Genomic DNA, 23,354 nt, shown 5'->3' on the forward strand with positions numbered 1-23,354 from the left:
GATGATATTAAAAGGATAGTTTGTATTTGATGATTTTTTGATTGGTATTTAAATCAAAAAAAGGTCAGATTTCGCTTCCACCGCTAGCGTTTGTCACTGATAATGCGCCGCGTTCATGTCCAACCAATAATGGCTTAACGTCTATGCTACATCTTTTTACAGGTTTAGAATTTTACACAGGTCTATTGTTAGTTCTAGCACTGTTATTTGTGCTGTTCTATGAGGCGATTAACGGATTCCATGATACTGCTAACGCGGTCGCAACGGTGATTTACACCCGAGCAATGCGCGCTCAGTTCGCGGTTGTCATGGCCGGGGTATTTAACTTTTTCGGTGTCTTGCTGGGAGGGCTGAGCGTGGCGTATGCCATCGTTCATCTTTTACCAACAGACCTTCTCCTTAACGTGAGCTCTGCTCACGGCCTTGCAATGGTCTTTTCATTGCTACTGGCTGCTATCATCTGGAACCTTGGAACCTGGTATTTAGGTATTCCGGCATCAAGTTCTCATACGTTGATCGGTGCAATTATCGGTGTTGGTTTGACCAATGCGATAGTGACTGATACATCGGTGGTTGATGCGCTGAATATTCCTAAAATGATCAGCATTTTCATGTCCTTAATTCTTTCTCCGGCTATCGGCTTTGTGATTGCTGGGCTGATGATTTTCATGTTACGCCGTTATTGGAGTGGAACGAAAAAACGTCGCCGTATTCACTTAACGCCAGCTGAGCGTGAGAAGAAAGATGGTAAACGTAAACCACCATTTTGGACGCGTACTGCATTGATCCTGTCTGCTGTCGGCGTGAGTTTCTCTCACGGCGCGAACGATGGGCAAAAAGGTATCGGTCTGATTATGCTGGTGTTAATCGGTGTTGCGCCAGCAGGTTTCGTCGTTAACATGAATTCAAACGGTTATGATATCGCGAGAACACATGATGCGGTGGTTCATCTGCAACAATACTATGAAACACATAAACCAGCCTTAAACCACGCAATTGAAAATACGCCTATGATGGCGGAGAACAAGCCAGAAGAAGGCGAGTTCCATTGCGACAGTTCACGTACGCCAATTATCTTAAATCAAGCTCAGAAGATGCTCAGCGGCATTCAGAGCTATGATGAGTTAACACCTGACCAGCGCAACCAAACTCGTCGCCTGTTAATGTGTATCTCCGATACTGCGAATGCCGTGGCGAAGTTACCAGAAACTAGCGCGAAAGATGCGAGCTTACTGAAAAAACTGAGTAATGACCTGCTGTATACTGTTGAGTATGCACCGTTATGGATTATCGTTGCTGTTGCGTTAGCACTGGCACTGGGTACCATGTTCGGTTGGCAGCGTGTTGCGGTGACTATCGGTGAGAAAATCGGTAAGAAAGGTATGACTTACGCACAAGGTGTATCGGCTCAGGTCACTGCGGCGGTCTCTATCGGTGTGGCAAGTTATACAGGTATGCCTGTTTCAACAACCCAAGTTCTCTCTTCTGCGGTAGCGGGTACGATGGTCGTTGATGGCGGTGGTGTTCAGAGCAAGACGATTAAGAGCATTGCGCTTGCATGGCTACTGACGCTTCCTGTTTCCATCATTCTGTCTGGTGTACTGTACTGGATTGCGCTGAAGATTATCTAATTAGCGTTAGATAAGACAAAAGCATTCTAAAATAGTGATGATCGGTTTCCGGTCATCACTATTTTTTTGCCTTGAATAAAGGGAATAACAAATGCGAGGTTAATTGGCTATCACCATATAGACCAAACTCACAACGACTAAAATGCTTAACCGGCTGATCAACATAAACTGCTTGCGAATACGTTCACAACGGAATATCACATCAGGATCGTAGTGCTCAAGGTACTGTTTGGTATTGATATAGCGGACAAGGCGTAATTGCTTGTTAAGCTGGCCGTGAGTCGTGAAAAAGCCATTACCATCAACGGATTGATAAAGTAGAGGATCAGAATCCCTCAGAATAGATAATAAAACGCGAATAGAAGAAAAATAGCGCATCATATTTAAGATGCACAAAATGCAGAGTGCCCAAAATAATGCAATTACACTGAACATAATCCCCTCCTTAGAACGAACCTAAATTGCCCCGTTGTCACTAAAGGAAATACCGCCAAAATATTGCACTAACATCATTTATTTTCATTGTAGGGCATGTCGTTACTTAAACACAATTCATTGCTTAAAAAAAGTGCAGATGGTTCAAATTTTGATTTCAAAAAAGCGGCCATCATGAGCTGTTAATTTACAGATTGTTGATTACACTTACTGGCATTGCGGTAATTCGAATTTTGAACCGATATATATTAATATTGAATGAATGATGTTATTGTTTTATCAAATGTTCTGTCTTTTAATCCTTAAAAATTAATCTGCTAGATGTGATCAAAACGACACTTAGTTATCGCGATTAGCAGGTATAGTATATTCATAAGATATTGGTGAACGTCGTTAACCACCAGTTAAATCAGCATTTGGAAGGAGTTTACTTATGGCTTATAAACATATTCTTGTCGCGGTTGATTTATCACCTGAAAGTAAAGTTTTACTGGATAAAGCAGTTTCTATGGCAAAACCGTACGGAGCCAAAGTCTCTATGATCCATGTTGATGTTAATTACTCGGATCTGTACACCGGCCTTATCGATGTGAATTTAGGTGATATGCAACAACGCATCACTGACGAAACTCGTAATTCACTAAGAGACCTTTCCGCGGGTGCGGGTTATGACATCCAAGAAACCCTTAGCGGTAGCGGTGACTTAGGTCAGGTGTTAGTAGATGCTATCAAAAAATACGACATGGACTTAGTTGTTTGCGGACATCACCAAGATTTCTGGAGCAAGCTGATGTCTTCGGCTCGCCAGTTAATCAATACCGTTCATGTGGATATGCTGATTGTTCCACTGAATGACGAAGAAGAATAATTCTTCATAGATAGATTGAAATATTATTCACTGAAAACGCCTGCTTATGCAGGCGTTTTTTTTGCAGCAAAATAATCGTCTGAAGGGAGTGATTGGCAGGTCAAGCAATTTTTTTTTCAAATGAGTAAAAAAAAACCTTGAATTGAGAATATAAACTAATGATATATTCAATAGGCAAACACAAATCGACCTCACATTTCCTAAAAAAAAAGATAAGAAATAGTGAGGCACCTCACAACAATATCCACATTGAAAAAGGAAGACAAAGATGGCGCAAACACTATCTTCATTCTTGGAGTCTGTCCAAAAAAGAGACCCTTCACAGCCTGAATTCCTACAAGCAGTGCGTGAAGTATTCACTTCTCTTTGGCCTTTCATTGAACAAAATTCAAAATATCGCGATCAAGCACTTCTCGAACGCTTCGTTGAGCCAGAAAGAGTGATCCAGTTCCGCGTGTGTTGGATGGACGATCAAGGCAAGGTACAAGTTAACCGCGCATGGCGTGTTCAATTTAGCTCTGCGATTGGTCCATTCAAAGGCGGCATGCGTTTCCACCCATCCGTTAACTTATCCATCCTGAAATTCTTAGGTTTCGAACAAACCCTCAAAAATGCACTCACAACCTTACCAATGGGCGGTGCAAAAGGCGGTTCTGACTTTGATCCTAAAGGAAAAAGCCATGGTGAAGTGATGCGTTTTTGCCAAGCATTAATGACAGAACTTTATCGCCACTTAGGGGCTGATACTGACGTTCCTGCAGGTGACATCGGGGTGGGCGGTCGTGAAGTTGGCTTTATGACTGGGATGATGAAAAAACTGTCTAATGACACCTCTTGCGTTTTCACCGGTAAAGGTCTGTCATTTGGTGGTAGCTTAATTCGTCCAGAAGCAACCGGTTACGGCCTTGTTTACTTCACTGATGCGATGCTCAAACGCCATGGTTTAGGCTTTGAAGGCATGCGAGTGGCGGTTTCAGGTTCGGGTAACGTTGCTCAGTACACCATTGAAAAATGTATGGAATTAGGTGCAAAAGTCATTACTGCATCCGACTCTAGCGGTACTGTCGTGGATGAAGCCGGTTTCACCCCTGAAAAACTTGCACGCTTAGAAGCTATTAAAAACAACTATGGTCGCGTTGAAGAATACGCGAAAGAGTTTGGTTTAACTTACTTAGCGGGTAAACAACCTTGGGGCGTTCCAGTGGATATCGCACTGCCATGTGCAACACAGAACGAACTGGATGTAGACGCGGCTAAAGTGCTGATCCAAAACGGTGTTAAAGCTGTCGCGGAAGGCGCAAACATGCCAACCACTATTCCTGCAACTGAGCTGTTCCTTGAAGCGGGTGTTCTATTTGCTCCAGGTAAAGCAGCTAATGCTGGCGGTGTTGCAACTTCCGGTCTGGAAATGGCGCAGAACGCAGCGCGCTTAAGCTGGAAAGCAGAAAAAGTGGATACGCGTTTACACCACATCATGTTGGATATTCACCACCACTGTGTTGAATTCGGTGGCGAAGCCAAACAAACCAACTACGTCCAAGGCGCGAACATTGCTGGCTTTGTAAAAGTCGCTGACGCTATGTTTGCACAAGGCGTTGTGTAAGGTTTAACTCAAAACGTAAGCGAAAGGGCGGTCGTGCAAGTTTGTCTGTAATAATCCGTACAAACGCCCTTCGCCGTTACGTTTTAATCGCTGTGTTTAATACAGGGATAGATATCGAATCGATGGCTTTTGGTTGTGACTGCAGAAGGTGCTTTTTGCCCCGCAAGCGGTTCGGCGTAATCAGGTCGCTTAACTACAACACGGCGTTTTGCCAGTGCAATGGCTGGTGCCAGTAAAGAATCTGCATCATCATCAGCCCCGACCAATGACTGAAACACCCGCATCTCTTTCTTCACTAATGCACTTTTTTGCCGATGTGGGTACATCGGGTCGAGGTAAATCACGTCCGGCGCTTCAGTAATTTCGGCTAATGCGGTAATACTTGATGCGTGGATCAGTGACATTCGTGATTGTAGCCACTCCCCAATTTCAGGGTCTTGATAACCACGTTGTAAACCATCATCAAGCAGTGCGGCCACCACCGGATGACGCTCTAACATCCGTACTTTACAGCCCAAAGCCGCCAGTACAAAAGCATCTCGCCCTAAGCCTGCAGTCGCATCAATTACATCGGGCAGATACTCTTTTTTGATCCCCACCGCTTTAGCAACCGCCTCACCGCGTCCACCACCAAATTTACGGCGATGCGCCATCGCTCCTGAGACAAAATCCACAAAGATGCCGCCTAATTTTGGCTCATCCATTTTGCGTAATTGCAGGTTTTCGGGGGTTAACACCAACGCCATCAAGGCGTCAGGTGTATGCGTGAGTTGCCATTTTTCAGCAAGTTGATTGAGAGTGCCGATATCGGCACCCTCTTCACAGATCAATTGGATAGCAATCTTCTCAGCCATGAATACCGTAGCTCTTCAACATCGCATCTAATTCTGGTTTACGACCACGGAAACGCTCAAACAGTACCATTGGCGCTTCAGAACCCCCGCGACTTAAAATATTGTCGAGGAAGGATTGGCCAGTTTGGCGATTAAAAATGCCTTCTTCAGAGAAGCGAGAGAATGCATCGGCAGCCAACACATCCGCCCATAAATAGCTGTAATAACCCGCCGCGTAACCGCCAGCAAAAATATGGCTAAACGCGTGTGGGAAACGTCCCCATTTTGGTGATGGCACCACAGCAACTTTTTCTTTGATGGCATACAGCGTTGGCATCACTTGCGCACCTTTCGCTGGGTCATACTCTGCGTGTAAGGTAAAATCAAACAGACCAAACTCAAGCTGGCGCAGTACAAACATCGCAGACTGGTAATTTTTCGCGGCTAACATGCTTTGTAGCATGTCGGCTGGTAGTGGTTCGCCAGTTTCATAGTGACCGGAGATAAACTCAAGGGCTTCAGGTTCCCAGCACCAGTTCTCCATAAATTGGCTTGGTAATTCAACGGCATCCCATGGAACCCCATTGATACCCGCTACATCGGCAACATCAATCTGGGTCAGCATATGATGCAGGCCATGACCAAATTCGTGGAACAGGGTGATGACTTCATCGTGGGTAAATAAAGCAGGTTTATCCCCTAGCGGCTTATTAAAGTTGCAGGTTAAATAGGCTACAGGATTTTGCAGGGCACCATCTTTATGGACCATGCGACCCACGCAATCATCCATCCATGCACCGCCGCGTTTATGTTCGCGAGCATATAAATCGAGATAGAAGCTACCGCGCAGGGTGTTGGTATCATCATACAGTTCGAAGAAACGGACATCATCGTGCCAAGTTTCAACATCATGGCGCTCTTTCGCCGTTAAACCATAAATACGGTGAACCACTTCAAACAGCCCATTTAATACGCGCTGTTCTGGGAAATAAGGGCGTAATTGCTCATCATTAAGTGAGAATTTATGCTGTTTTTGTTTTTCGCTGTAATAGGCTAAATCCCAAGATTCGAGGGTTTCAACACCATAATTTTCTTTTGCGAATGCGGTCAGTTCCGCGAGTTCTTCTTTACCTTGCTGATGAGCGCGGTTAGCCAAATCATTCAGGAAACCTAAAACTTGCTCAGGGGACTCTGCCATTTTGGTGGCGAGAGATTTTTCGGCAAAGTTTTTAAAACCAAGCAGTTGCGCGAGTTCATGGCGCAGCGCCATTAACTCATCGATAAGTTCGCTGTTATCCCATTTACCTGCGTTTGGACCTTGGTCTGAGGCGCGAGTGCTATAGGCATAGCTCATTTCGCGGCGCAGCTCTGCATTATCGGCATAGGTCATGACTGGCAGGTAGCTTGGCATATCTAAAGTCAGTAAATAGCCTTCTTCACCTTTAGATTCCGCCATCGCTTTTGCTGCGGCGATAGCGCTTTCTGGCATGCCTGCCAGTTCGCTTTCATCTTTAATGAGTTTTGACCAACCCATTGTGGAATCTAGGACGTTATTACCAAACTTAGAGGCAATCTCCGATAAACGTGCGACGATTTCACCATAACGTTGCTGTTTTTCAGCAGGTAAACCAATACCGGACAGCTCAAAATCACGCAGGGTATTTTCGATAGATTTACGTTGAGCTTGGCTTAATTGATTAAATCCAGTGTCTTCTTTGAGGGATTTATAAGCTTGATACAGTGGCTCATGTTGTCCCATCCATGTACTGAATTCGGACAGTAATGGCAGGCATTGTTCATAAGCTTCACGCAGTTCAGGGCTATTTTTAACAGAATGTAGATGGCTCACTGGGGACCAAACGCGGGAGAGTTTATCGCTCGCTTCTTCTAATGGTTGGCATAGGTTGTCCCAAGTGTAGTGGCTGTTGGCCGCCAGAATATTTTCAACGGTTTGGCGATATTCGCCTAAAACATGTTCAACTGCTGGAAAAATATGTGCAGGTTCAATATGTTCAAAACGGGGTAATGCGGAATTGGCTAATAATGAGTTTGTCATAAAAAACATCCTTGAATGCAGGCTTGCGCTCGGGAGCCAAGGCTTACTGTGCTGACAATGAAAGTGTTGGCGGGGTGACTATTTGCGAAATCAGCGCGCCGTATGTAGACATGAATAAGTATATGGGGGCAATTGTGCAAACCTCAATATCACATTTGTGCTTTTTGTTATCAGTTTTTGAGAATGGCGCGACATTATTGGCGTGCATCAATAATTTGAATGGTTGTTCTTACAATACCTTGGAAAATAAATAATTCAGTTTATAATCGAACACCTACCAAATAGAGGAAGATCGTCGTCTCCGGTGAGGCGGCTGGATTTCAAATCCAGTTGGGGCTGCCAGCAGTCCCGGGCAGGTTCGACTCCTGTGATCTTCCGCCACTTTTTCTCCCTCTATCTTTGTACCAATACCATTTTTGTAGTTTGTCTTAATCTATAAAGGTTGGTAGGCATTCACTACCCTTTTGGGCTCGGGGTTTAGCGATATAGACATTCAGCTCTAAAATGGTGCTTGCTAACCATCTTATCTTTGTGTGCAACATAGTATATTGTTGGCCTTGGACCTTTCTCAGACGATTCAAACGGAGACAACTTGATGAGTGATAATCTTCCTGACGCGCCACTGGGTGAATTTGTTTTATTCCGAAGTGAAGATGGTCAGACTCATGTCGAATGCCGTTTTGAATCTGATACGCTGTGGTTGTCTCAAGCTTCCATTGCAGAGTTGTACGGTAAAGATGTTCGTACAATCAATGAGCATCTTGTTAATATTTTTTCTGAAGGGGAGCTTGCTCAAAACGCAACCATCCGGAAATTCCGGATAGTTCGATTAGAAGGAAATCGCCGGGTTTCCAGAGAGATCGATCACTATAGTTTACCTGCCATTCTTGCTGTCGGTTACCGCGTCCGTTCTGTCCGCGGCACACAATTTCGTCAGTGGGCAACCCAAACGCTGGAACAGTATTTGATTAAAGGATTTGTGATGAACGATGAGCGGCTGAAGAACCCGCCTATCGGTCAGTCTGTCGTGCCTGATTACTTTGATGAGATGCTCGAACGCATCCGTGATATTCGTGCCAGTGAGCGGCGAGTATATTTGCGAGTCAAAGAGATTTTCACTATGGCAGCTGACTACGAACCGTCCAATAAAGAAACCAATCGTTTCTTCCAAACCATCCAAAACAAACTGCATTTTGCTTGTACTGGCATGACTGCCACTGAACTGATTGCCAGCCGTGCAGATGCCAGTCAGCCAGATATGGGGCTAACCAACTATAAATCAGATGAAGTACGTAAAACGGATGTGACGATTGCGAAGAATTATCTGCATGAAAATGAGCTCAAAGAATTAAACCGTATCGTCAATATGTGGCTCGATTTTGCCGAAGACCAAGCACTGCGTCGTAAGCAAGTTTTTTTACAGGATTGGGACACCAAGCTGGATCAGTTTTTAAGTTTCAATGACCGTGAAGTTTTGCAAGGTGCTGGTGGGATTAGTAAGAAGGTCGCGGATGAAAAAGCCAAAGAAGAATTTGATGTTTTTGCTCAAAAGCGTCGGCAATTAAAAGAAGCAGAAGGAGCAAGGGCGAATATTGCAGCGCTGAAAGAGCTACTGAAAAAAGGAAAGTAGAAAAAGAGCAGAGTCACTATTCTTAATTTTAGCTGGCTTGTTAAAGCCAGCCTTGTATCAGAAGCAAACGAATACTGGCTAACAGCTCATAATAATGAACAGTATATTAGGAGCCTTCCAGTATCGGGGGGTTATTCCAGATTTTAGTTGGGTAGTTTCCAACTAAAAATCAGTCTTAGAAAAACCCGTCATCGCATCCAGCTCCATTTCGCGACCTAATGCTGTCATTGGGTGGACAATAACGAGGCCTCGTACGGATTTCTTCAGTTTGCCCATATCTGCTTGCTCTTTCTTAGTGATAGGGCGCTTGAATGGCATATCCATCAATTTTTGCGCTTCTTTGCTTAGCTTTTTGTTACGCGTTTCTTTCAGACGAGCGATTTCAATTTCCAGTGTCGCTTTTTCTTTCTCAAGTTCGGCGTATTTTTCTGCTTGAGTCGACAGCTGCATACTTGCCATTTGGTGACGAATAAGGTCTAAGCGGTCACTAAGCGTTTTAATTTGTGTTTTTTCAGTTTCTTTCATCATTAATTAACCGTGAATAAATTTCCTGCCGGCAAGTATACATCATTCTAGATTAGAGGGGGAAAAGGGATACTATTTGCTGATTATCTTATCTTTGAGTTCAACATAGTACTTGAGTTCAACATAGTATATGGTGAGTTTTGAACTTTTCTCAGACAGTTCAAACAAAGGCAAGTTGGCGATAGCGAAAATAATCATCATGAATACGAATAGACAGTTTACCGACAAAGACCTCTGTGCCGCTTTATCGGACATATTTGTGGATAACCTGACGGATTATCAACATATTGTCTCTGTCGCAAAACACTTTCCGATTGAACATGTTGAACGGATGTTGATGCGATATGTTGCGCCCGTCTGTTACACGAATATGCTAACGCCAGTGCCGCCCGTTTGGCTCTATTTTGATGAAGATGAACTGTGGAATGATATCTGCGAATTAAAAGCAAAAGAACGCAGTTTTTTTGGCAAATTTAAAAGAGGCCTTTGCACGTTATATTTTAAAAATAATCTTAAACACGAATGGCGGGAGTTAGTACAGCTTTTGCAAAATCAGCCTGTTTAGGGATAACCCAATGAAATATAAAATTATCAACAAAGACCAAATTATTGGGACGAGTGAACTTGAAAGAAGCGACCCGCCAATGGGATTTGTTTTTGGTGAACTAGAACCAACACCATTTTATAAACCCAACATCAGCACTATGGGCTGTAAACTATATTGTTTTGAAACAGATAATTGCTGTGAAACAGATGATCGCAGTGAAACTCATGAAGAGATCCTTTGCGAATCCATCACTATTGACGATCACTCAGATGAATTTGGCGAGCAGTGTATCGAGGTAACGGTTTTAGTTGAGTCAGCAGAAGAGTTTGAGAAATTTTTTAAGCATCATCTAGACGCTTATGAAAAACAATTTATCTCAGAAGAATAGTGGAGAATGGCTGTAACCATCTCTTTAGATACAATTTAAAGAGATGGTTAATTTTTAAAGGGAAGGAAAATAATTTAAATGATGACCAGCCGCTTTAGTTATTATTTAGAATAATCACTGTTTGACCAGAAAACTCACCTGGGTTATTCCCAGTCAATGGTGACGGTGGCGGTGGCAGACGCGGCGCCAGATTTAAAGCCTTCTCCAAGCGCACAGAGGCTAAAACGGTAAGGCACTTGATGTGAGCCTGCAGTGAGCCCGCCTAAATCCACAACATTTGCTGGTTCAGGTTTTGTACTATGACTAAAAGATATTCCTCCATAAGAGGTGCATGCTGAATAAATTGATTTAATCGATGCCCGTACGCTTGCAGGAGCAATCTCACCGGTAGCATCCATCGTCATTTTTAAGTCATTTGAAAAAATATGAGTGTCTCCCTTAAGTGTCAGTTTCGCCGGTGTAGCGGCGTTATTACTACCAGTACAATTTATGGAAAAATTCCCATCCACACTCCTTAAAACATCCTTACGATCTCCCCCTGGTGTACCGGAGGTATTGCCTTCCCAATCCCAAATATTGACCTTACCAAAATCAATCTTAGGTGGAGTGTTAATGGTACACATCATTGGTTTCTCAATAGTAATAGTGCTATTACTAATAGTAAAAATTTTTGAGGCAGTAGAGCCCGACTCTTTACGCCAATAATAGTCTGGGATCACATAAGTACCAGATGATGCTGATGGTGAAATATACAAAGAGTAACGTACATTGACACTGCTTGCCCCTGTATATTGATTATCTGCCGGTGGTGCAACCCCTGAGGAACATAATCCGGTACTCAGGAGATTCAGAGTATTAGTCACATTATATGGAACACCACTACTTCCATTAAGATTAATAGTAAAGTTTTTTGTTGCTGTTGAATCAGTCGTTGCCTTAGTGGTACCTGTAACGGCACCATCAATTATCAATAATATTCCCTCTGCAATTTTTAACCCACTATATCCATCAATCGTAGTAAATGTAGGATAGTTTTCCGGATACGAACAACTACCACTATTACTGATTGTTGATATAGATATTGCGGTAGGGAAAACGTAACTATAAGGCGACCAACTACCACCCCCTACTTCAAGCTTTTCGCTTTGCACTCCGACATCAGGTATCAAAGTACTTTTGCCTGATATGGCGGACCAAGTTTCTGCTGCGATAGCTATATTACAGTGGCTACTGAAAATATAAAAAATAGCTAATATGTAAGACCTTAATATCATTAACTTACTTTTCTCACACAACCATTTCCAAGCCGTGCCCAAATAAGTGTTACTACGAGAATACGATTCATTCTTATGCATAATAGCGCTCTCCCGCTGGTGTCCGTCGCCAGCATTTTTGATGATCTAATTGCATTATTTTTCTCCTACTGGTGACTATAACTAACGCGTTTTTGGTGGTGTTTGAGCTAAGTGTTCGCTATTTTCCATCGGCATGGCCATCTGCTAAGGTATTTCTGGTGTATTCGTTGTTACAGGCTGAGCTTGCGGTTGCCCGCTGACACAGTGATAAGAAACTTGGCGGATTGGCATATCGGCTGAAACGTCCACATGGCGTAAATCGAACTTCACCTGACATTGCTGTGCGGCAGTCTCTCCCCACTTCACCAATAATTCCCCTGTTTCAGGTAAACCTGTGAGGTAGACTTGCCCCCCATCCCCAACAATGCTGCCAATGTTGTCAGCGCTGTTATCGGAAATTAAGGTGGCAATCGCGCCAAATGGCGCATATTTTGTACCTTGCTTTAAGGTCATTAACACCTGATACCCAACACGAGTACGGAAGTTAGCTTTCACGACTGCGCCTTTTGTTGGGTAAACATTGGTATTGGATTGCGGCAAATCGACGTTTTCAGGCAGCGTGCTTGGGTCTAAGCCAATGCTGTTTTTGTTATAGTCGGAGAGATAAGGCGCCACGGCATAGCCTCGCCAATCGGTCACGGCGGTTCCGCCATTAACACTAACGCCCTCGGCACCCGGCGCACTGATCAGCGCGACAGAATCCCCCATGGATCGGCTTAAGGTTAGCCCTTCGGAATGGAGTAATGCGCCCCCGCTGGCGTTCATATTGATTGACTGGGAATTATTGCTATAGCTATAACCGGTGCTGATACTGCCTTTATCGCCTTGATAGCCCGCATTCAGGTTAGTGTTCGCAATTTGCCCTTTATTTCCCCAGCTTTGTGATGCGCCATAAGACAGCTTGCCATCCATAAAACTGCCACTTAGACCGCTACTATTTTGAGTCCGCCCGTTTTGGTCATGACTCATGGTGTAGGTGGCATAAATCGACTGAAAATCACGGTGTTGGGTAAATAGACTAAACGGCACGCTTAAGTTGAAGGAGATCTGGCGGTTTTCCGGCCAGTTATTGCGGCTGTCTTTTACGCGGCTGATGTTATAGTTCACACTGTAGCTGATGCCTTTAAAACTGTTGCTGTAGCCCATGGATAAGCCCGTGAGTGTTCGGTTGCTACCCCAGTAATCATCGCGATTAGCGCGAAAATACAGTGAACCATACTGTTGCATTTGCTGGCTGATCTGGGTTTGGAAGCTGCTACGACGACGCTGTAAAGTCCACGGACTAAGGCCATCCTCAAGGCGATAACCTTGGCTGTTAAATTCACTGAAATTATAGAAATGCTCGGTGGAGTAACGTAATGCGGTTAAATCCACTGAGGTTCCTGTTGCCATTAAGCTTTTTGAATAACGGACCCGGTAAGATTGCCCCGTTTTTCGCTCGCTGGAACTGGCGACTTGGTTAGCGTTCGTAAACTTTGAAGTCGAATGGGTAACGTCTGTGGAAATGGCACCAAAGTCACCTAAAGAGACCCCAGTTCCCGCACTCAGTGATTGATAATCTTTCGCCAGCAAGGCGCCGGCATACACCGTGACATCATTGTATAAACCATAAACAGCGGTACCGAGAATAAAGTCAGAACGGCGTGAAATAGTGGTTAAGCTGCCATTGTAACGCCCTGACGCGATTTCATACTTCCAGCCCCCAGGGCGGAGCATGATCGGTAAGGATGAGTAAGGCACCACAAATTGACGCTCAGCACCATTGGCTTCTGTCACGGTGACGTCATAATCCCCTGATAACCCTGCTTGTTGGATATCTTGGATATAAAAGGGCCCCGGAGCCACATAAGTTTCATATACTATGTTGCCATTTTGGCGAATAGTGACGCGGGCATTACTGTCGGCAACGCCACTGATCGCCGGTGCATAGCCGCGTAATTGGCTTGGCAGCATCTGCTCGTTAGAGGTCAGCTGCACGCCTTTAAAGGGCACTCCATCAAACACATCGCTGCCCGTGCTGCTTTCACCCACTAACAATGTCGAGCGCAATGCACGAATATCCCGTGATAGGGTGGTATTCGAGAAGTAGGTTTGGGTATTGGTCGTCGCTGATTGGTTCTCGCTCCCGCTGTACTCAAAGCGAGAATGGGTGAGGTTACTGCGCAAGCGCCACGGCCCCGCATTAGCGCCCAATCGTGCAGACGCAAATACGTTGGTATTTTGGTTTTTTTTGCCGTGGTCATAGCGGCTGGTGGTGCGACCCGCACTGACGTTATAGTTCGCCATAAGCGCAGGAATGCCATCATCCCATAATGACGGATCTGCATTGCGGCTAACGAGAGATTGCATCGCCACTTGCGGTACGCTGATATTTAATCGTAAGCGTGACAAATCTAATTGGGTTGTCGCTTGTGGGATCAGTGCGCCTAAATCGGAGATAAATTCGCCTTTAGGTAAGTCTTTCAGGACAGGAATTTGCGGCACATTGACCCCAAACGTGTCGAGCTGTGCAGGGGTTAATTCCGGAGCAATGTCACCTTGGGCATTTTTGATAAAATTAAGCGTAAATTGCCCCACATCTTGTTGGTTAACAAATACGGATACGGTGTATTCCCCTTCGGCAACGCCACCGGCTTGTGAGAAGGCGGATAAATCCACGTCTGTGTTTTCACCTGCTACCCCTAAAAAACTGGGGTCAAAGTAATCTTCGGCCTGTGTTGGGGCGACCGCCAATAGCAATACACACGCCAGCGGGTGATAACGGAAAAAAGGAATTTTTGGCTGATTTTCAGCAATTTTATGGTTTTTTTTCATGGTCTTCCTTTATCTTGCGAATGCAAGAATCCCCCCGTTGCCAATGCGCATCGGGTGAATGGGTTTATCTGTCGGGTGTGGTTACATTGCTGAGAGTTGGCGTGTTCTCATTGTGTCGGTTCCGCCATCATCTTCCATGAGCTGCCAATGAATGCCGTTTGCGACATGGCTGGCATCAAGGGGCCACTGCACTTCCCCAAAAGGGGGGATCATTCGTGAGGAACTTAAATTCAGGGCGTTCTTCCCCACGGACAGTGACGCTAACGTGACATAAAAAGGCGTCGGGTTTTTCAGGGTTAGCGTGTTTTTCGTGCGCTGAAATTGCAGTTGTTCGGCGATGTTATCGAGATTATGTTCTGGTAATCCCGCGGGGCGATAAAACAGCTTCAAGTTATTTTGTACCGCCAGGATCATTTGCGCGCCTTCAGCCGCCTCTTTTGATTGCGAGGGGATCGCAGTCAGTGATAACTGTGCAATCGACTCTTTATCTTGCGCGAGTAAATTATGCTTTTGAAGGATGCGCAATGTGAGTGTTTCTCCCGGTTCGAAGCGCTGTAACGGAGGTAAAGCAATAAATGCCGTCAAATTTTCATCGGCTGCTTCGGTATTATCGCTCGCCGTTTTGCTTGATGAATTTCCTTCCCACGGTAATAGGCGCGCCTGCAATAAATACGGCATTGCCGTATTATTGGTGAGGGTGTACGTCACCCCGTTTTTCGCATCATGGGGGTAAATCACACGAGTTGAATGCAGTGTGAGCCCATTGATTGGATCTTGGATGTTATTTGCCCATGCAGGCTGGGTAAAAAGTGCCACCCATAGGGCGACACCGCTAACCAAGCGAGATAACACAGGCTTTTTAATCTTCAATAAATTAATGTTTTTCATCGCGGATAGCTCCTGATTGAATCTTCCCCTGATAAGCGGTACTCATATCCCCATAATCGGTAATGACTCTCCACTCTGCTCGTGTAGCATCGCCTTTGATGGGGTAAATTTGGCTGGAGAAGGGCGCAATCATAGGGCCCAGTTCTCGTACATCAACGGGGTGCTGATCCACACTCAATTGCGCCAATGTGATGTAATACGGCGTTGGGTTATTGACTTCGAGCTGCTGACCTTGCTGGCGAAATGTCAGTTGGTTTGAGGCGGTTTCGACGCTCATGGGTAACCCTTTTGGGCGATAAAACAGCTTGATAACGTTGCGGATCCCCACCGAAATTTGCGCACTGGTCATCTCACCTTCGGGGGCACTAGCTTTTGTGGTGGAAGGGATCGCTAATAAGCTTAAATAAAATACGGATTCTCGGTCCGCAGGCAGCTCCGAAGTACCATTACGCACAATGAGCAGTGTGCTTTGGCTCTCTTTTTCTAAGCGAGACATCGGCGGTGTGGCAATAAACGGGGGCGCGGGTTTGTGTGCATTTCCCTCGGGCGTATTGATGACATCGGCTTTGATTAAGTAAACCTGCGGGCTGCTGTTTTTAATGGCAATTTTGGCATTTGGGTTCGCTGCATCGAACACGACACGAGTCTGGGCCAAGCGTAAACCGCCTTCAGTAGCGGAAGCCAAGGCTGAAAAAACACCCCATATCAATACAATAATAAGCGTGTGAAAGTAAGAAAAACGATTCGAAAACATACTGATTACCCAATTAGTCATATAAGAAGCTAAACGTGACGGTTGCGGTGAGTTCACCGTTTTGCAAATTGTCACTGGCGGTGCAGGTACCACAGGCCAGCTCGGCAGTAAAATCAAGCGAGCTATTTAATCTCGCCACATCGCTGGTTCCACCTGATGGCCATGTCTTGATGGTAATCACCTCATTGCCGGATTTCGCAGTATTGTCATTGGCATTAAAAAGCGTATTCCCCGGGGTGGATAGCCTGACGCCATAGCCTTTTGTGGTGCTGGATGCATCGGCATAAAGCCGCTCATTGTTATCCGCGGTGAATGTGTTCCCTTTGACTGCAATTCTGGGTGTTAAAAAATAGCCCTGACACCCTGAGAGAGTTAACGTGAATTGGCTACGTTGCTGATTGTTTGGAATTTCATCGTAGGGCAGTGGCGCACCATTGTTATATGTGATGGTACTTGGCACTGTCACATCGCAGCTACCGCCATAAAAAAAAGCGGAAAATGAGAGGATGGTTGAGGCACTGCCTGCCTGTAATTCACTGGCTGGTAATAGCAACCCTACAATCACGCTAAAGAAAGAAAGTTTTCGTATCATTGTTATTAACAGCCTTGAAAATCAGTTATAGAAAAAATTAAATGTTAATGAGGCGGTTAACTCGCCACCTTGTAAGTCTTTGGCGGTACAGGTTCCGCAACTGACGGTTGCTTTCAGTGGGATGGTTCCATTCAATGTACTGGCAAAGGTTTTATTCCATTCTTTGGTGGTGAGAGCCGTGATTTTTTTATCCGTTGCTAGGTTGTCACTACCTTCGAAGCTAGTATTGCCAGCCGTCGACAATAAAATGCCATAGCCTGTACTGGTGCTGCCGGTACTCACAAACAGATCTTCACCGGAGGCTCTATCGGTGTCCCCTTCGATGGTTATCGAAGGGGTTAATCCGTAACCTTTACAGCCGAGAATGGTGAGATCAAAGGTTTCGCTGATATCGCTGGTTGTGGTGATATCTTCAGCGGGAATAAGATCCCCGTTACGAATCGCAACGCTCGAGGGCGCGGTGATTTGGCAGCCACCACCGACAATGCTGGCACTGATTTTGGTGGTGGCTGTAGTTGCCGCTATCGCGGATTGCCCTAGACTTGCCGCATACAATGCGGTGGGGATGAGCAGTGAATAGAGTGACTGTTTAGTCAGTGTCATGATGATTTCCTATTTTTAGGTCTTACTGAAAAATAAGGTTAAACGTCAATGAGGCTGAAAATTCACCGGGGATAGCCTCCCCATCCACGGGCCCCACTAAACCCACAAGAAAAGTCTCTTCGGTTTGGTGATAGTTCTCTTTGGTCAGTGGGGTTAAGGCAATTTGCTCACCGCGTTTAAAGGCTTTGCTTGTGTCATAAAAATCACTCAGGGAAAGTGGCGTGCCATCACTGAGGCGTAACATAAACCCTGTGCTGTTTGGGGTTCCATCCAAGAAAATCGTACTTTCGTTATAGGGGGTATTTCCCTGTAACGTAATTTTGGGGGTCAAATTTCCTGTTTTATCCACACAGATAAATTGTGCTTTCAAGGGTTTAATTTGATGCGTGGTTATTGCGCCTTGAAAATCAGATGTACGCATCGGGGTAAATTGCAATGAATTGGGAATACGAATTTCACACCCGACATCATCGGTAATGATGGCTCTAATCTTGGTATTTTCGGCCTGTGCTACATGCCATCCGTTAAGTAACACGGCGGAAAAAACTACGAGACATTTATTGAATTTGCGCATGAAATTCGACCTTTCCGCCATAGTCATTAATGGCTTTCCATTCAACCGCGCCTTGTTGTTGAACATGGGAATAGGTGATGCTACTAAACGGAGCAATCATGTTATTTTCCTTTGTTGCACTCAACGGAACGGGTTTATTGGCAATTTTTACGCTGTCTAAGGTGATGTAGTACGGGGACGGATTGGATACTTGAACCCCATTATTCACGCTCGAAAATTTCAGCGATTTCATCGCTTGTGGCTGGGTCATACCCAAATGATTCGGGCGATAAAACAGCTTGATGACATTTCCCGTCGATACTTGTACTGCACCATCAATATTATGTTGTGGGGTATTCAGCCCTTTTTCGCTGGTTGGCATCGCGACAGTACGAAAATAAAAAATAGATTCTTTATCTTGCGGGAGCGCTATGTTTTTTTTCATGATGCGCACTTGATTCGTGGAACCAGACTCTAATCGGAATAACGAAGGAGTCACTACAAAGGGCGTTTCACCATTGTCGCCATAGGGGGTTCTCAAAATCTGTGCTTTGACTAAATAAGGCGTAAGTGATTGGCTAGAGCTGGATATGCCCACGCTTTTTCCGGTGGTGTTATCACTTTCTGAAAAGATAATTCGAGTGGTGTCGATAGCGATCCCTGCTATCGATGAACCTGATAGCAATAGCAAGCCACCGCAGATCCCTTGCATAAATTGGTTATTTCGCATTTATCTATCCTCATAGTCTTCGTGGTTGAATGGAAGTAAGGCGGTGCCCGCCTTACTTCCATTGACTGAGTTAATTAAATCGAATTAGTCAGCGATATAAGAAACTAAGATTGGTGCACTGTAGGAACCCGCATCAGGTGTATCTGTTGTCGTAGCCATACCGACTTTGAAGGTATATTGAGCATCAGTATTTTCTGGCTCAATGTTAAAGGCGATTTTTTCGCCATTAGTCACAGTTTTGTTATCTTTGTCTTCAATGATGAACCCAACGGTTTGTGAGTCGTCAGAGACAAAGACATTATGTTCATTGTTACCTACTGATGTGATACCTTGAATAATCAGATTTCCAGTTTCACCTTTGGTGCAACCAACTAAAGTAACAGGCATACCAACGGTTTTGGCGGACATTGTATTAACTGCTGAAAAGTCTGAATCTGGTTGGCTAACAGAGGTTTTTAAAACACCGACGTTTAAGACTGATTTACCACCATTAATGGTGACATTACAGGTTGTGTTAGTCAGGGTCCCTTGCAGAGTGACTTCCGCAGAAGGTGCTGCCATTGCATTTAAACTGACACAGGAAACGCCAGCGAATAATGTTGTTAACGCTAATTTTTTAAAAGACATATTGAAATTCCTTTATATATAAAAAATAAAAAACGAAATAAAACGTACTTCAAGAAACCTGTGAAAGTGGTGATACCTTTACCCATATTCACAGCAAAACAGTCGCGCTCATTGTGCTAGGGGCAAGCGTGACTACAATGATTTTTCATTGATTTAATTTCCTTAATTAAAAAAATAGATAGTTTTAAATAAGGCTATGTTTTAATTTTTATTAAAACAAATAGAAAACATCCATGATTAATGGTTTTTTAATTTAATAGTTTTTTATGAATTAATAGTATGAATATTAATTTATAAATCCGTTTGATTTAAATGGAATTAAGTTTAACACTGATTTAATTTTATTAACTCACTGTGATTTATTTTGAAATTAGACCGCCATGCTGTTCAAATAATAAATTAAACTCACTATAAAGCTCAGGTTTCTTAGCCTCTATGCGTTCAGAAACAAAGAAGAAGAACGACTCTAAAGATACATCTAAGTAATGAAGTAAAAGACACAAGGTAGATAACGTTATTTCACAAATACCATTTTCATAGCGTGAGATTTGTTGTTGTGAAACTCCAATGAGTGAACCTAATTGCCTACCTGATAATAATCTTTTCCTTCTTAAGCTTGCAATTTCATCTGCGATAGCTTGAGAAAATGATTCTGTAATTCCCTCTGTTTTTTTTACACTCATCTATAAACCTTAAATAAGAATCAATTTCAAATAATATTAAACAAAATAAATGCATAAGCACGAATCTGTTTTTATTTTTAAACAAATTAGGAGTAAAAAACAATAGGGTGAAATTTGGCAATATTTTCAACCAAAGCATGATTTACACATTACCAAAATAATGATTTTGTTAAACCGAATGAATTACAATAGGTTGCGATATCCCTACTCGTAATACGGCTTAAATTCCCAGTTATAAATTCTGTATTTACTCTTTATTATTGTCAATTTTAGACTTATATGTTGATATAAATATATTCTCATAGTTACATTTTGAAAATATAAAAATATGAATATACAACAATAAAATATATAAAAATAACAATGTAATTCATATAGATAGGTTTAACTCCATTAATACACATCTAGTAACAGTTATGAAATCAATAAATTGAAATATACAAAGTGTGTATAAATATTATTTTAACGGCAATTAATTTGACTTAAGTTGGAATTAATTGTGACTCAGATCAAATTAAGTTGTATTTAAAATGATACATACATTTAAGATGCTGGTTCCATTTATGGAGTTGAAACAAATTCAGATTGTTTTGGAACTCGCCGATTTTTTTAAGGGAAATGGATGACATGATGTTTCTATCGCTATACCAAACAAGAATCGCAAAAGTAACCGAAAAGAAATCTAATTTGCAGGTATAATCCCTCCAATTTCATTCAACAGGCTTAGATACCAACATGGCAAAACTCACCTTACAAGAGCAAATGCTCCAAGCGGGACTCGTCACCAGTAAAAAAATGGCGAAAGTACAGCGCACAGCGAAGAAATCACGAGTACAGGCTAGAGAAGCCAGAGAAGCGGTAGGAGAGAATAAAAAAGCGCAGCTTGAGCGTGATAAACAACTGAGCGATCAACAAAAGCAAGCGGCACTGACGAAAGAGTATAAAGCTCAGGTGAAGCAGCTGATTGAGATGAACAAAATTGATGTAGCGAAAGGCGATATCAGCTTTAACTTCACAGATAATAACCTCATCAAGCAAGTGGTCGTCGATAAAACAACGCAAACCCAACTTATTAGCGGCCGTCTCGCCATCGCGCGTTTAGCGACTGACAATCCTGAAATGAGTACCTACGCGATTATTCCCGCGAGTGTAGCGGATAAAATTGCTCAGCGTGATGAAAGCAGCATCGTATTAAATAACGCCTTGAGTCAGGAAGAGCAGGATGAAGACGATCCGTACGCAGACTTTAAAATTCCAGATGATTTAATGTGGTAGTCATTTAGAACGGGCTTTTGCTGTGAGCGTGAATGGGTTCCCCAGTTATCGGATGAATAAAATCTAATTCACTGGCATGCAGCATCAGCCTCGGCGCAGGTTCTATATCTGCAGGCAGTAAGCCTCCATACAGATCACACCCCAAAATAGGATGACCGAAAAGTTGGCTGTGAATGCGCAGCTGATGGGTTCGTCCTGTTTCTGGGATAAATTTTACCCGCGTCAGTGGCAACCTACGCCCATCTTCTAGCTCACGATAAAACCGCTCAATTACCTGATAATAGGAACGTGCCGGTTTACCATGAGTTGCGCAAATCGACATTCGGGGAAACAGCGCTGGGTCTTTGGCAATCGGTGCGTCTATCACTCCATCATCATTTTTCACATGGCCACATAGTAGTGCGCTGTAGGCTTTCGTCACGGTTCGCTGGCTAAACTGTCGGCATAATTCTGCATTTATGGCTTTATTACGAGCCACGACCATGACACCTGAAGTACCAAAATCAAGGCGATGTACGAGAGTGCATTCAGGGAACAGTTGAACGAGCCGGTAATGTACTGAGTCGAGATTTTGTGGATTCTTCCCAGAGAGGCTCAGTAGCCCCGAAGGTTTATTGATAAGAATAAGGTGCTCATCCTGCTCAATGATTTCAATGTCATCATGGCAAGGAGGCGCAATAAAGGTATCAATAATCGTCGACATCAGGCTATCCAGATAAAAAGTGGTTATGAATAATACCCAATTTTGTGCTTTCTGACGATGATGCTATTGGCTGATGTTATCGATAAATAAGCTAGACTAAAACTAAAGGCGTGGTCTGGGCAGGTATTGTGTTTTATACTGCGCGCTGTGAAATTGAGTCAACAAAGAAGGTGGTATGGCAATGAACGGAACAATCACAACGTGGTTTGAAGATAAAGGTTTTGGGTTTCTCAAAGATGAAAACGGGGATAACCGTTATTTTCATGTGATTAAAGTTGCCAACCCAGAACTGATTAAAAAAGGGGCGGCGGTTACGTTTGAGCCGACCACAAATAATAAAGGTTTATCCGCCTTTGCGGTTAAAGTGATCCCTGAAAGCAAATATATCTATATTGCTGGTGAGCGCATTAAGCTGACGGCTATTAAATCATTTCGTATCTATTATGAAGATGTTCCGGCAGATACACGTATTGATAAAGAAAATACCGTATTATCGATTGGTGCGCTGATGAACAGTATTAAACCTAAAACGAATATTAAGCCGGGAGCTACTCGAGCGCTGAAAAAGCTGATTATCGAAACCCAGCATGGAACAACATTGACGTTCTCTGAAGATGAGATTGACGTGGATGAAACCATGAAACAACTTAAAGGTGTTAAATAGCTTTCGACTGAATTAAAAAATCTCCCCATTCCATTGCCTCTAATATAGAGGCAATGCTTTTCCAGCACTATCTACGATATCCTTTCCTAAATTTGAATAAAAAATCAACAAACGTTTTAAAAAGAGAATATTTTTAATAAGCCATCGCTACATATTAAGCAAGATGTATTAATATATGCGCGAACTGCATTCTGATACGTCCAATTTATAGCGCCTTTATGGCATACAATCTGGATTGTAAATACTATGATGCGGATTAGTTGTTGTTAAGTTGGTAATCTAAATGAAAATTATTGCGGAATAACGAATTAAGCTGTAGAAATATATTTTTATATTGGTATATTACTCATCCAATGAGTTTTTTATTTTGCAAAAAACAATTTAGCTGTTTCAAATTGTAATTTGTTGTAATAAATGATGTATTTTATCTCGTTTTTATAGGCTTTTACTCCTCCCACGTAAATTTTATTTTAAAAAAATAAAAAATATATTAAATAAATTGAACAAAGCTTTATTTAATATATATCAGTTAGTTAATTCTACTTATCATATTAAGTGTACTCGCACTCGTTGTATCTTAATAAAGACCGGCGATCA

Annotated in this window: 22 protein-coding genes, 1 tRNA gene and 1 pseudogene; 9 read left to right on the top strand and 15 right to left on the bottom strand. The window is 43.2% G+C overall.

Going from position 1 to position 23,354, the window contains the following annotated elements; all coding sequences use genetic code 11:
- Positions 1-143 precede the first annotated feature (143 nt).
- Entirely contained in the window at positions 144-1,631 is a 1,488-nt protein-coding gene (gene pitA, locus GKR74_RS00990) for an inorganic phosphate transporter PitA (RefSeq protein ID WP_036950148.1), read from the top strand.
- Between the two features lie 99 nt (positions 1,632-1,730).
- Here pitA and uspB read toward each other — a convergent pair whose 3' ends face one another.
- Entirely contained in the window at positions 1,731-2,066 is a 336-nt protein-coding gene (uspB, locus tag GKR74_RS00995) for a universal stress protein UspB (protein WP_036950083.1), read from the bottom strand.
- Positions 2,067-2,499: 433 nt separating this feature from the next.
- Between uspB and uspA the strand changes: the two genes are divergently transcribed.
- Positions 2,500-2,934: a universal stress protein UspA gene (gene uspA, locus GKR74_RS01000; protein ID WP_036950081.1), complete on the top strand. Its 435-nt coding sequence runs from the start codon at positions 2,500-2,502 to the stop codon at positions 2,932-2,934.
- A 268-nt stretch (positions 2,935-3,202) separates the two neighbouring features.
- Positions 3,203-4,537: an NADP-specific glutamate dehydrogenase gene (gene gdhA / locus GKR74_RS01005; RefSeq protein ID WP_132497181.1), complete on the top strand. Its 1,335-nt coding sequence runs from the start codon at positions 3,203-3,205 to the stop codon at positions 4,535-4,537.
- Between the two features lie 83 nt (positions 4,538-4,620).
- Here the strand turns inward: gdhA and rsmJ are convergent, their stop codons facing one another.
- Entirely contained in the window at positions 4,621-5,391 is a 771-nt protein-coding gene (gene rsmJ / locus GKR74_RS01010; protein WP_154602148.1) for a 16S rRNA (guanine(1516)-N(2))-methyltransferase RsmJ, read from the bottom strand.
- Positions 5,387-7,426 (bottom strand): annotated as a pseudogene (prlC, locus tag GKR74_RS01015) (oligopeptidase A); the annotation flags it as partial. The gene rsmJ and the pseudogene prlC, both read right to left, overlap by 5 nt.
- Before the next feature lie 286 nt (positions 7,427-7,712).
- Between prlC and GKR74_RS01020 the strand changes: the two are divergent.
- Positions 7,713-7,807 (top strand) — tRNA-Sec (locus tag GKR74_RS01020).
- Positions 7,808-8,021: 214 nt separating this feature from the next.
- Positions 8,022-9,056, top strand: coding sequence for a virulence RhuM family protein (locus GKR74_RS01025; RefSeq protein ID WP_154602150.1), 1,035 nt, complete (start codon positions 8,022-8,024; stop codon positions 9,054-9,056).
- 162 nt (positions 9,057-9,218) lie between these two features.
- Here the strand turns inward: GKR74_RS01025 and GKR74_RS01030 are convergent, their stop codons facing one another.
- The gene (locus GKR74_RS01030) at positions 9,219-9,581 is read right to left on the bottom strand and encodes a YibL family ribosome-associated protein (RefSeq protein ID WP_154602341.1); all 363 of its coding nucleotides are present in this window, start codon (positions 9,579-9,581) and stop codon (positions 9,219-9,221) included.
- 199 nt (positions 9,582-9,780) lie between these two features.
- Between GKR74_RS01030 and GKR74_RS01035 the strand changes: the two genes are divergently transcribed.
- Positions 9,781-10,146: a DUF7079 family protein gene (locus GKR74_RS01035; protein ID WP_154602151.1), complete on the top strand. Its 366-nt coding sequence runs from the start codon at positions 9,781-9,783 to the stop codon at positions 10,144-10,146.
- Positions 10,147-10,156: 10 nt separating this feature from the next.
- A complete protein-coding gene (locus tag GKR74_RS01040) occupies positions 10,157-10,516 on the top strand; it encodes a hypothetical protein (RefSeq protein ID WP_154602152.1) in 360 nt (119 codons plus the stop codon).
- Between the two features lie 143 nt (positions 10,517-10,659).
- Here the strand turns inward: GKR74_RS01040 and GKR74_RS01045 are convergent, their stop codons facing one another.
- The 10 genes from GKR74_RS01045 to GKR74_RS01090 all read right to left on the bottom strand — a co-directional run bounded on the left by GKR74_RS01045 (position 10,660) and on the right by GKR74_RS01090 (position 20,115).
- Complete coding sequence (locus GKR74_RS01045; protein WP_154602153.1) at positions 10,660-11,871, bottom strand: hypothetical protein; 1,212 nt, start codon at positions 11,869-11,871, stop codon at positions 10,660-10,662.
- Between the two features lie 144 nt (positions 11,872-12,015).
- Positions 12,016-14,685 (bottom strand): fimbria/pilus outer membrane usher protein, encoded by a 2,670-nt coding sequence (locus GKR74_RS01050; RefSeq protein WP_154602154.1) that lies wholly within the window; start codon positions 14,683-14,685, stop codon positions 12,016-12,018.
- Between the two features lie 81 nt (positions 14,686-14,766).
- Positions 14,767-15,573 carry a fimbrial biogenesis chaperone gene (locus tag GKR74_RS01055; protein WP_154602155.1) on the bottom strand — a complete coding sequence of 269 codons (807 nt, stop codon included), beginning with the start codon at positions 15,571-15,573 and terminating at the stop codon, positions 14,767-14,769.
- A complete protein-coding gene (locus GKR74_RS01060; protein ID WP_230089108.1) occupies positions 15,560-16,228 on the bottom strand; it encodes a fimbrial biogenesis chaperone in 669 nt (222 codons plus the stop codon). Before GKR74_RS01060 ends, GKR74_RS01055 begins: the two co-directional genes overlap by 14 nt.
- 112 nt (positions 16,229-16,340) lie before the next feature.
- Positions 16,341-16,919, bottom strand: a complete 579-nt coding sequence (locus GKR74_RS18135; RefSeq protein WP_154602157.1) for a fimbrial protein — start codon at positions 16,917-16,919, stop codon at positions 16,341-16,343.
- A 21-nt stretch (positions 16,920-16,940) separates the two neighbouring features.
- Entirely contained in the window at positions 16,941-17,522 is a 582-nt protein-coding gene (locus GKR74_RS18140; RefSeq protein WP_154602158.1) for a fimbrial protein, read from the bottom strand.
- 22 nt (positions 17,523-17,544) lie between these two features.
- Positions 17,545-18,096: a fimbrial protein gene (locus GKR74_RS01075; RefSeq protein ID WP_154602159.1), complete on the bottom strand. Its 552-nt coding sequence runs from the start codon at positions 18,094-18,096 to the stop codon at positions 17,545-17,547.
- Positions 18,080-18,805, bottom strand: coding sequence for a fimbrial biogenesis chaperone (locus GKR74_RS01080; RefSeq protein ID WP_154602160.1), 726 nt, complete (start codon positions 18,803-18,805; stop codon positions 18,080-18,082). The genes GKR74_RS01075 and GKR74_RS01080 overlap by 17 nt, the downstream gene beginning before the upstream one ends.
- An 84-nt stretch (positions 18,806-18,889) precedes the next feature.
- Positions 18,890-19,432: a fimbrial protein gene (locus GKR74_RS01085; RefSeq protein ID WP_154602161.1), complete on the bottom strand. Its 543-nt coding sequence runs from the start codon at positions 19,430-19,432 to the stop codon at positions 18,890-18,892.
- A gap of 359 nt (positions 19,433-19,791) precedes the next feature.
- Positions 19,792-20,115: a helix-turn-helix domain-containing protein gene (locus GKR74_RS01090; protein WP_154602162.1), complete on the bottom strand. Its 324-nt coding sequence runs from the start codon at positions 20,113-20,115 to the stop codon at positions 19,792-19,794.
- Between the two features lie 735 nt (positions 20,116-20,850).
- On the opposite strand from GKR74_RS01090, the gene GKR74_RS01095 reads away from it, so the two are divergent.
- The gene (locus tag GKR74_RS01095; protein ID WP_154602163.1) at positions 20,851-21,390 is read left to right on the top strand and encodes a DUF2058 domain-containing protein; all 540 of its coding nucleotides are present in this window, start codon (positions 20,851-20,853) and stop codon (positions 21,388-21,390) included.
- Between the two features lie 4 nt (positions 21,391-21,394).
- On the opposite strand, the gene GKR74_RS01100 is transcribed toward GKR74_RS01095, so the two are convergent.
- On the bottom strand, positions 21,395-22,093 hold the full coding sequence (locus GKR74_RS01100; RefSeq protein WP_154602164.1) for an RluA family pseudouridine synthase: 699 nt from the start codon (positions 22,091-22,093) through the stop codon (positions 21,395-21,397).
- Positions 22,094-22,274: 181 nt separating this feature from the next.
- Between GKR74_RS01100 and GKR74_RS01105 the strand changes: the two genes are divergently transcribed.
- Positions 22,275-22,757: a cold-shock protein gene (locus tag GKR74_RS01105; protein ID WP_181477794.1), complete on the top strand. Its 483-nt coding sequence runs from the start codon at positions 22,275-22,277 to the stop codon at positions 22,755-22,757.
- Positions 22,758-23,354 lie beyond the last annotated feature (597 nt).

It is taken from the genome of Providencia sp. wls1914, from assembly GCF_009706645.1.
Classification (GTDB): domain Bacteria; phylum Pseudomonadota; class Gammaproteobacteria; order Enterobacterales; family Enterobacteriaceae; genus Providencia; species Providencia zhijiangensis.

What these genes read in the sequence shown, in the direction of transcription:
- pitA (WP_036950148.1), top strand. Translation starts at nt 144, where the DNA reads ATGCTACATCTTTTTACAGGTTTAGAATTTTACACAGGTCTATTGTTA.
- uspB (WP_036950083.1), bottom strand. Translation starts at nt 2,066, where the DNA reads ATGTTCAGTGTAATTGCATTATTTTGGGCACTCTGCATTTTGTGCATC.
- uspA (WP_036950081.1), top strand. Translation starts at nt 2,500, where the DNA reads ATGGCTTATAAACATATTCTTGTCGCGGTTGATTTATCACCTGAAAGT.
- gdhA (WP_132497181.1), top strand. Translation starts at nt 3,203, where the DNA reads ATGGCGCAAACACTATCTTCATTCTTGGAGTCTGTCCAAAAAAGAGAC.
- rsmJ (WP_154602148.1), bottom strand. Translation starts at nt 5,391, where the DNA reads ATGGCTGAGAAGATTGCTATCCAATTGATCTGTGAAGAGGGTGCCGAT.
- GKR74_RS01025 (WP_154602150.1), top strand. Translation starts at nt 8,022, where the DNA reads ATGAGTGATAATCTTCCTGACGCGCCACTGGGTGAATTTGTTTTATTC.
- GKR74_RS01030 (WP_154602341.1), bottom strand. Translation starts at nt 9,581, where the DNA reads ATGAAAGAAACTGAAAAAACACAAATTAAAACGCTTAGTGACCGCTTA.
- GKR74_RS01035 (WP_154602151.1), top strand. Translation starts at nt 9,781, where the DNA reads ATGAATACGAATAGACAGTTTACCGACAAAGACCTCTGTGCCGCTTTA.
- GKR74_RS01040 (WP_154602152.1), top strand. Translation starts at nt 10,157, where the DNA reads ATGAAATATAAAATTATCAACAAAGACCAAATTATTGGGACGAGTGAA.
- GKR74_RS01045 (WP_154602153.1), bottom strand. Translation starts at nt 11,871, where the DNA reads ATGCATAAGAATGAATCGTATTCTCGTAGTAACACTTATTTGGGCACG.
- GKR74_RS01050 (WP_154602154.1), bottom strand. Translation starts at nt 14,685, where the DNA reads ATGAAAAAAAACCATAAAATTGCTGAAAATCAGCCAAAAATTCCTTTT.
- GKR74_RS01055 (WP_154602155.1), bottom strand. Translation starts at nt 15,573, where the DNA reads ATGAAAAACATTAATTTATTGAAGATTAAAAAGCCTGTGTTATCTCGC.
- GKR74_RS18135 (WP_154602157.1), bottom strand. Translation starts at nt 16,919, where the DNA reads ATGATACGAAAACTTTCTTTCTTTAGCGTGATTGTAGGGTTGCTATTA.
- GKR74_RS18140 (WP_154602158.1), bottom strand. Translation starts at nt 17,522, where the DNA reads ATGACACTGACTAAACAGTCACTCTATTCACTGCTCATCCCCACCGCA.
- GKR74_RS01075 (WP_154602159.1), bottom strand. Translation starts at nt 18,096, where the DNA reads ATGCGCAAATTCAATAAATGTCTCGTAGTTTTTTCCGCCGTGTTACTT.
- GKR74_RS01080 (WP_154602160.1), bottom strand. Translation starts at nt 18,805, where the DNA reads ATGCGAAATAACCAATTTATGCAAGGGATCTGCGGTGGCTTGCTATTG.
- GKR74_RS01085 (WP_154602161.1), bottom strand. Translation starts at nt 19,432, where the DNA reads ATGTCTTTTAAAAAATTAGCGTTAACAACATTATTCGCTGGCGTTTCC.
- GKR74_RS01090 (WP_154602162.1), bottom strand. Translation starts at nt 20,115, where the DNA reads ATGAGTGTAAAAAAAACAGAGGGAATTACAGAATCATTTTCTCAAGCT.
- GKR74_RS01095 (WP_154602163.1), top strand. Translation starts at nt 20,851, where the DNA reads ATGGCAAAACTCACCTTACAAGAGCAAATGCTCCAAGCGGGACTCGTC.
- GKR74_RS01100 (WP_154602164.1), bottom strand. Translation starts at nt 22,093, where the DNA reads ATGTCGACGATTATTGATACCTTTATTGCGCCTCCTTGCCATGATGAC.
- GKR74_RS01105 (WP_181477794.1), top strand. Translation starts at nt 22,275, where the DNA reads ATGAACGGAACAATCACAACGTGGTTTGAAGATAAAGGTTTTGGGTTT.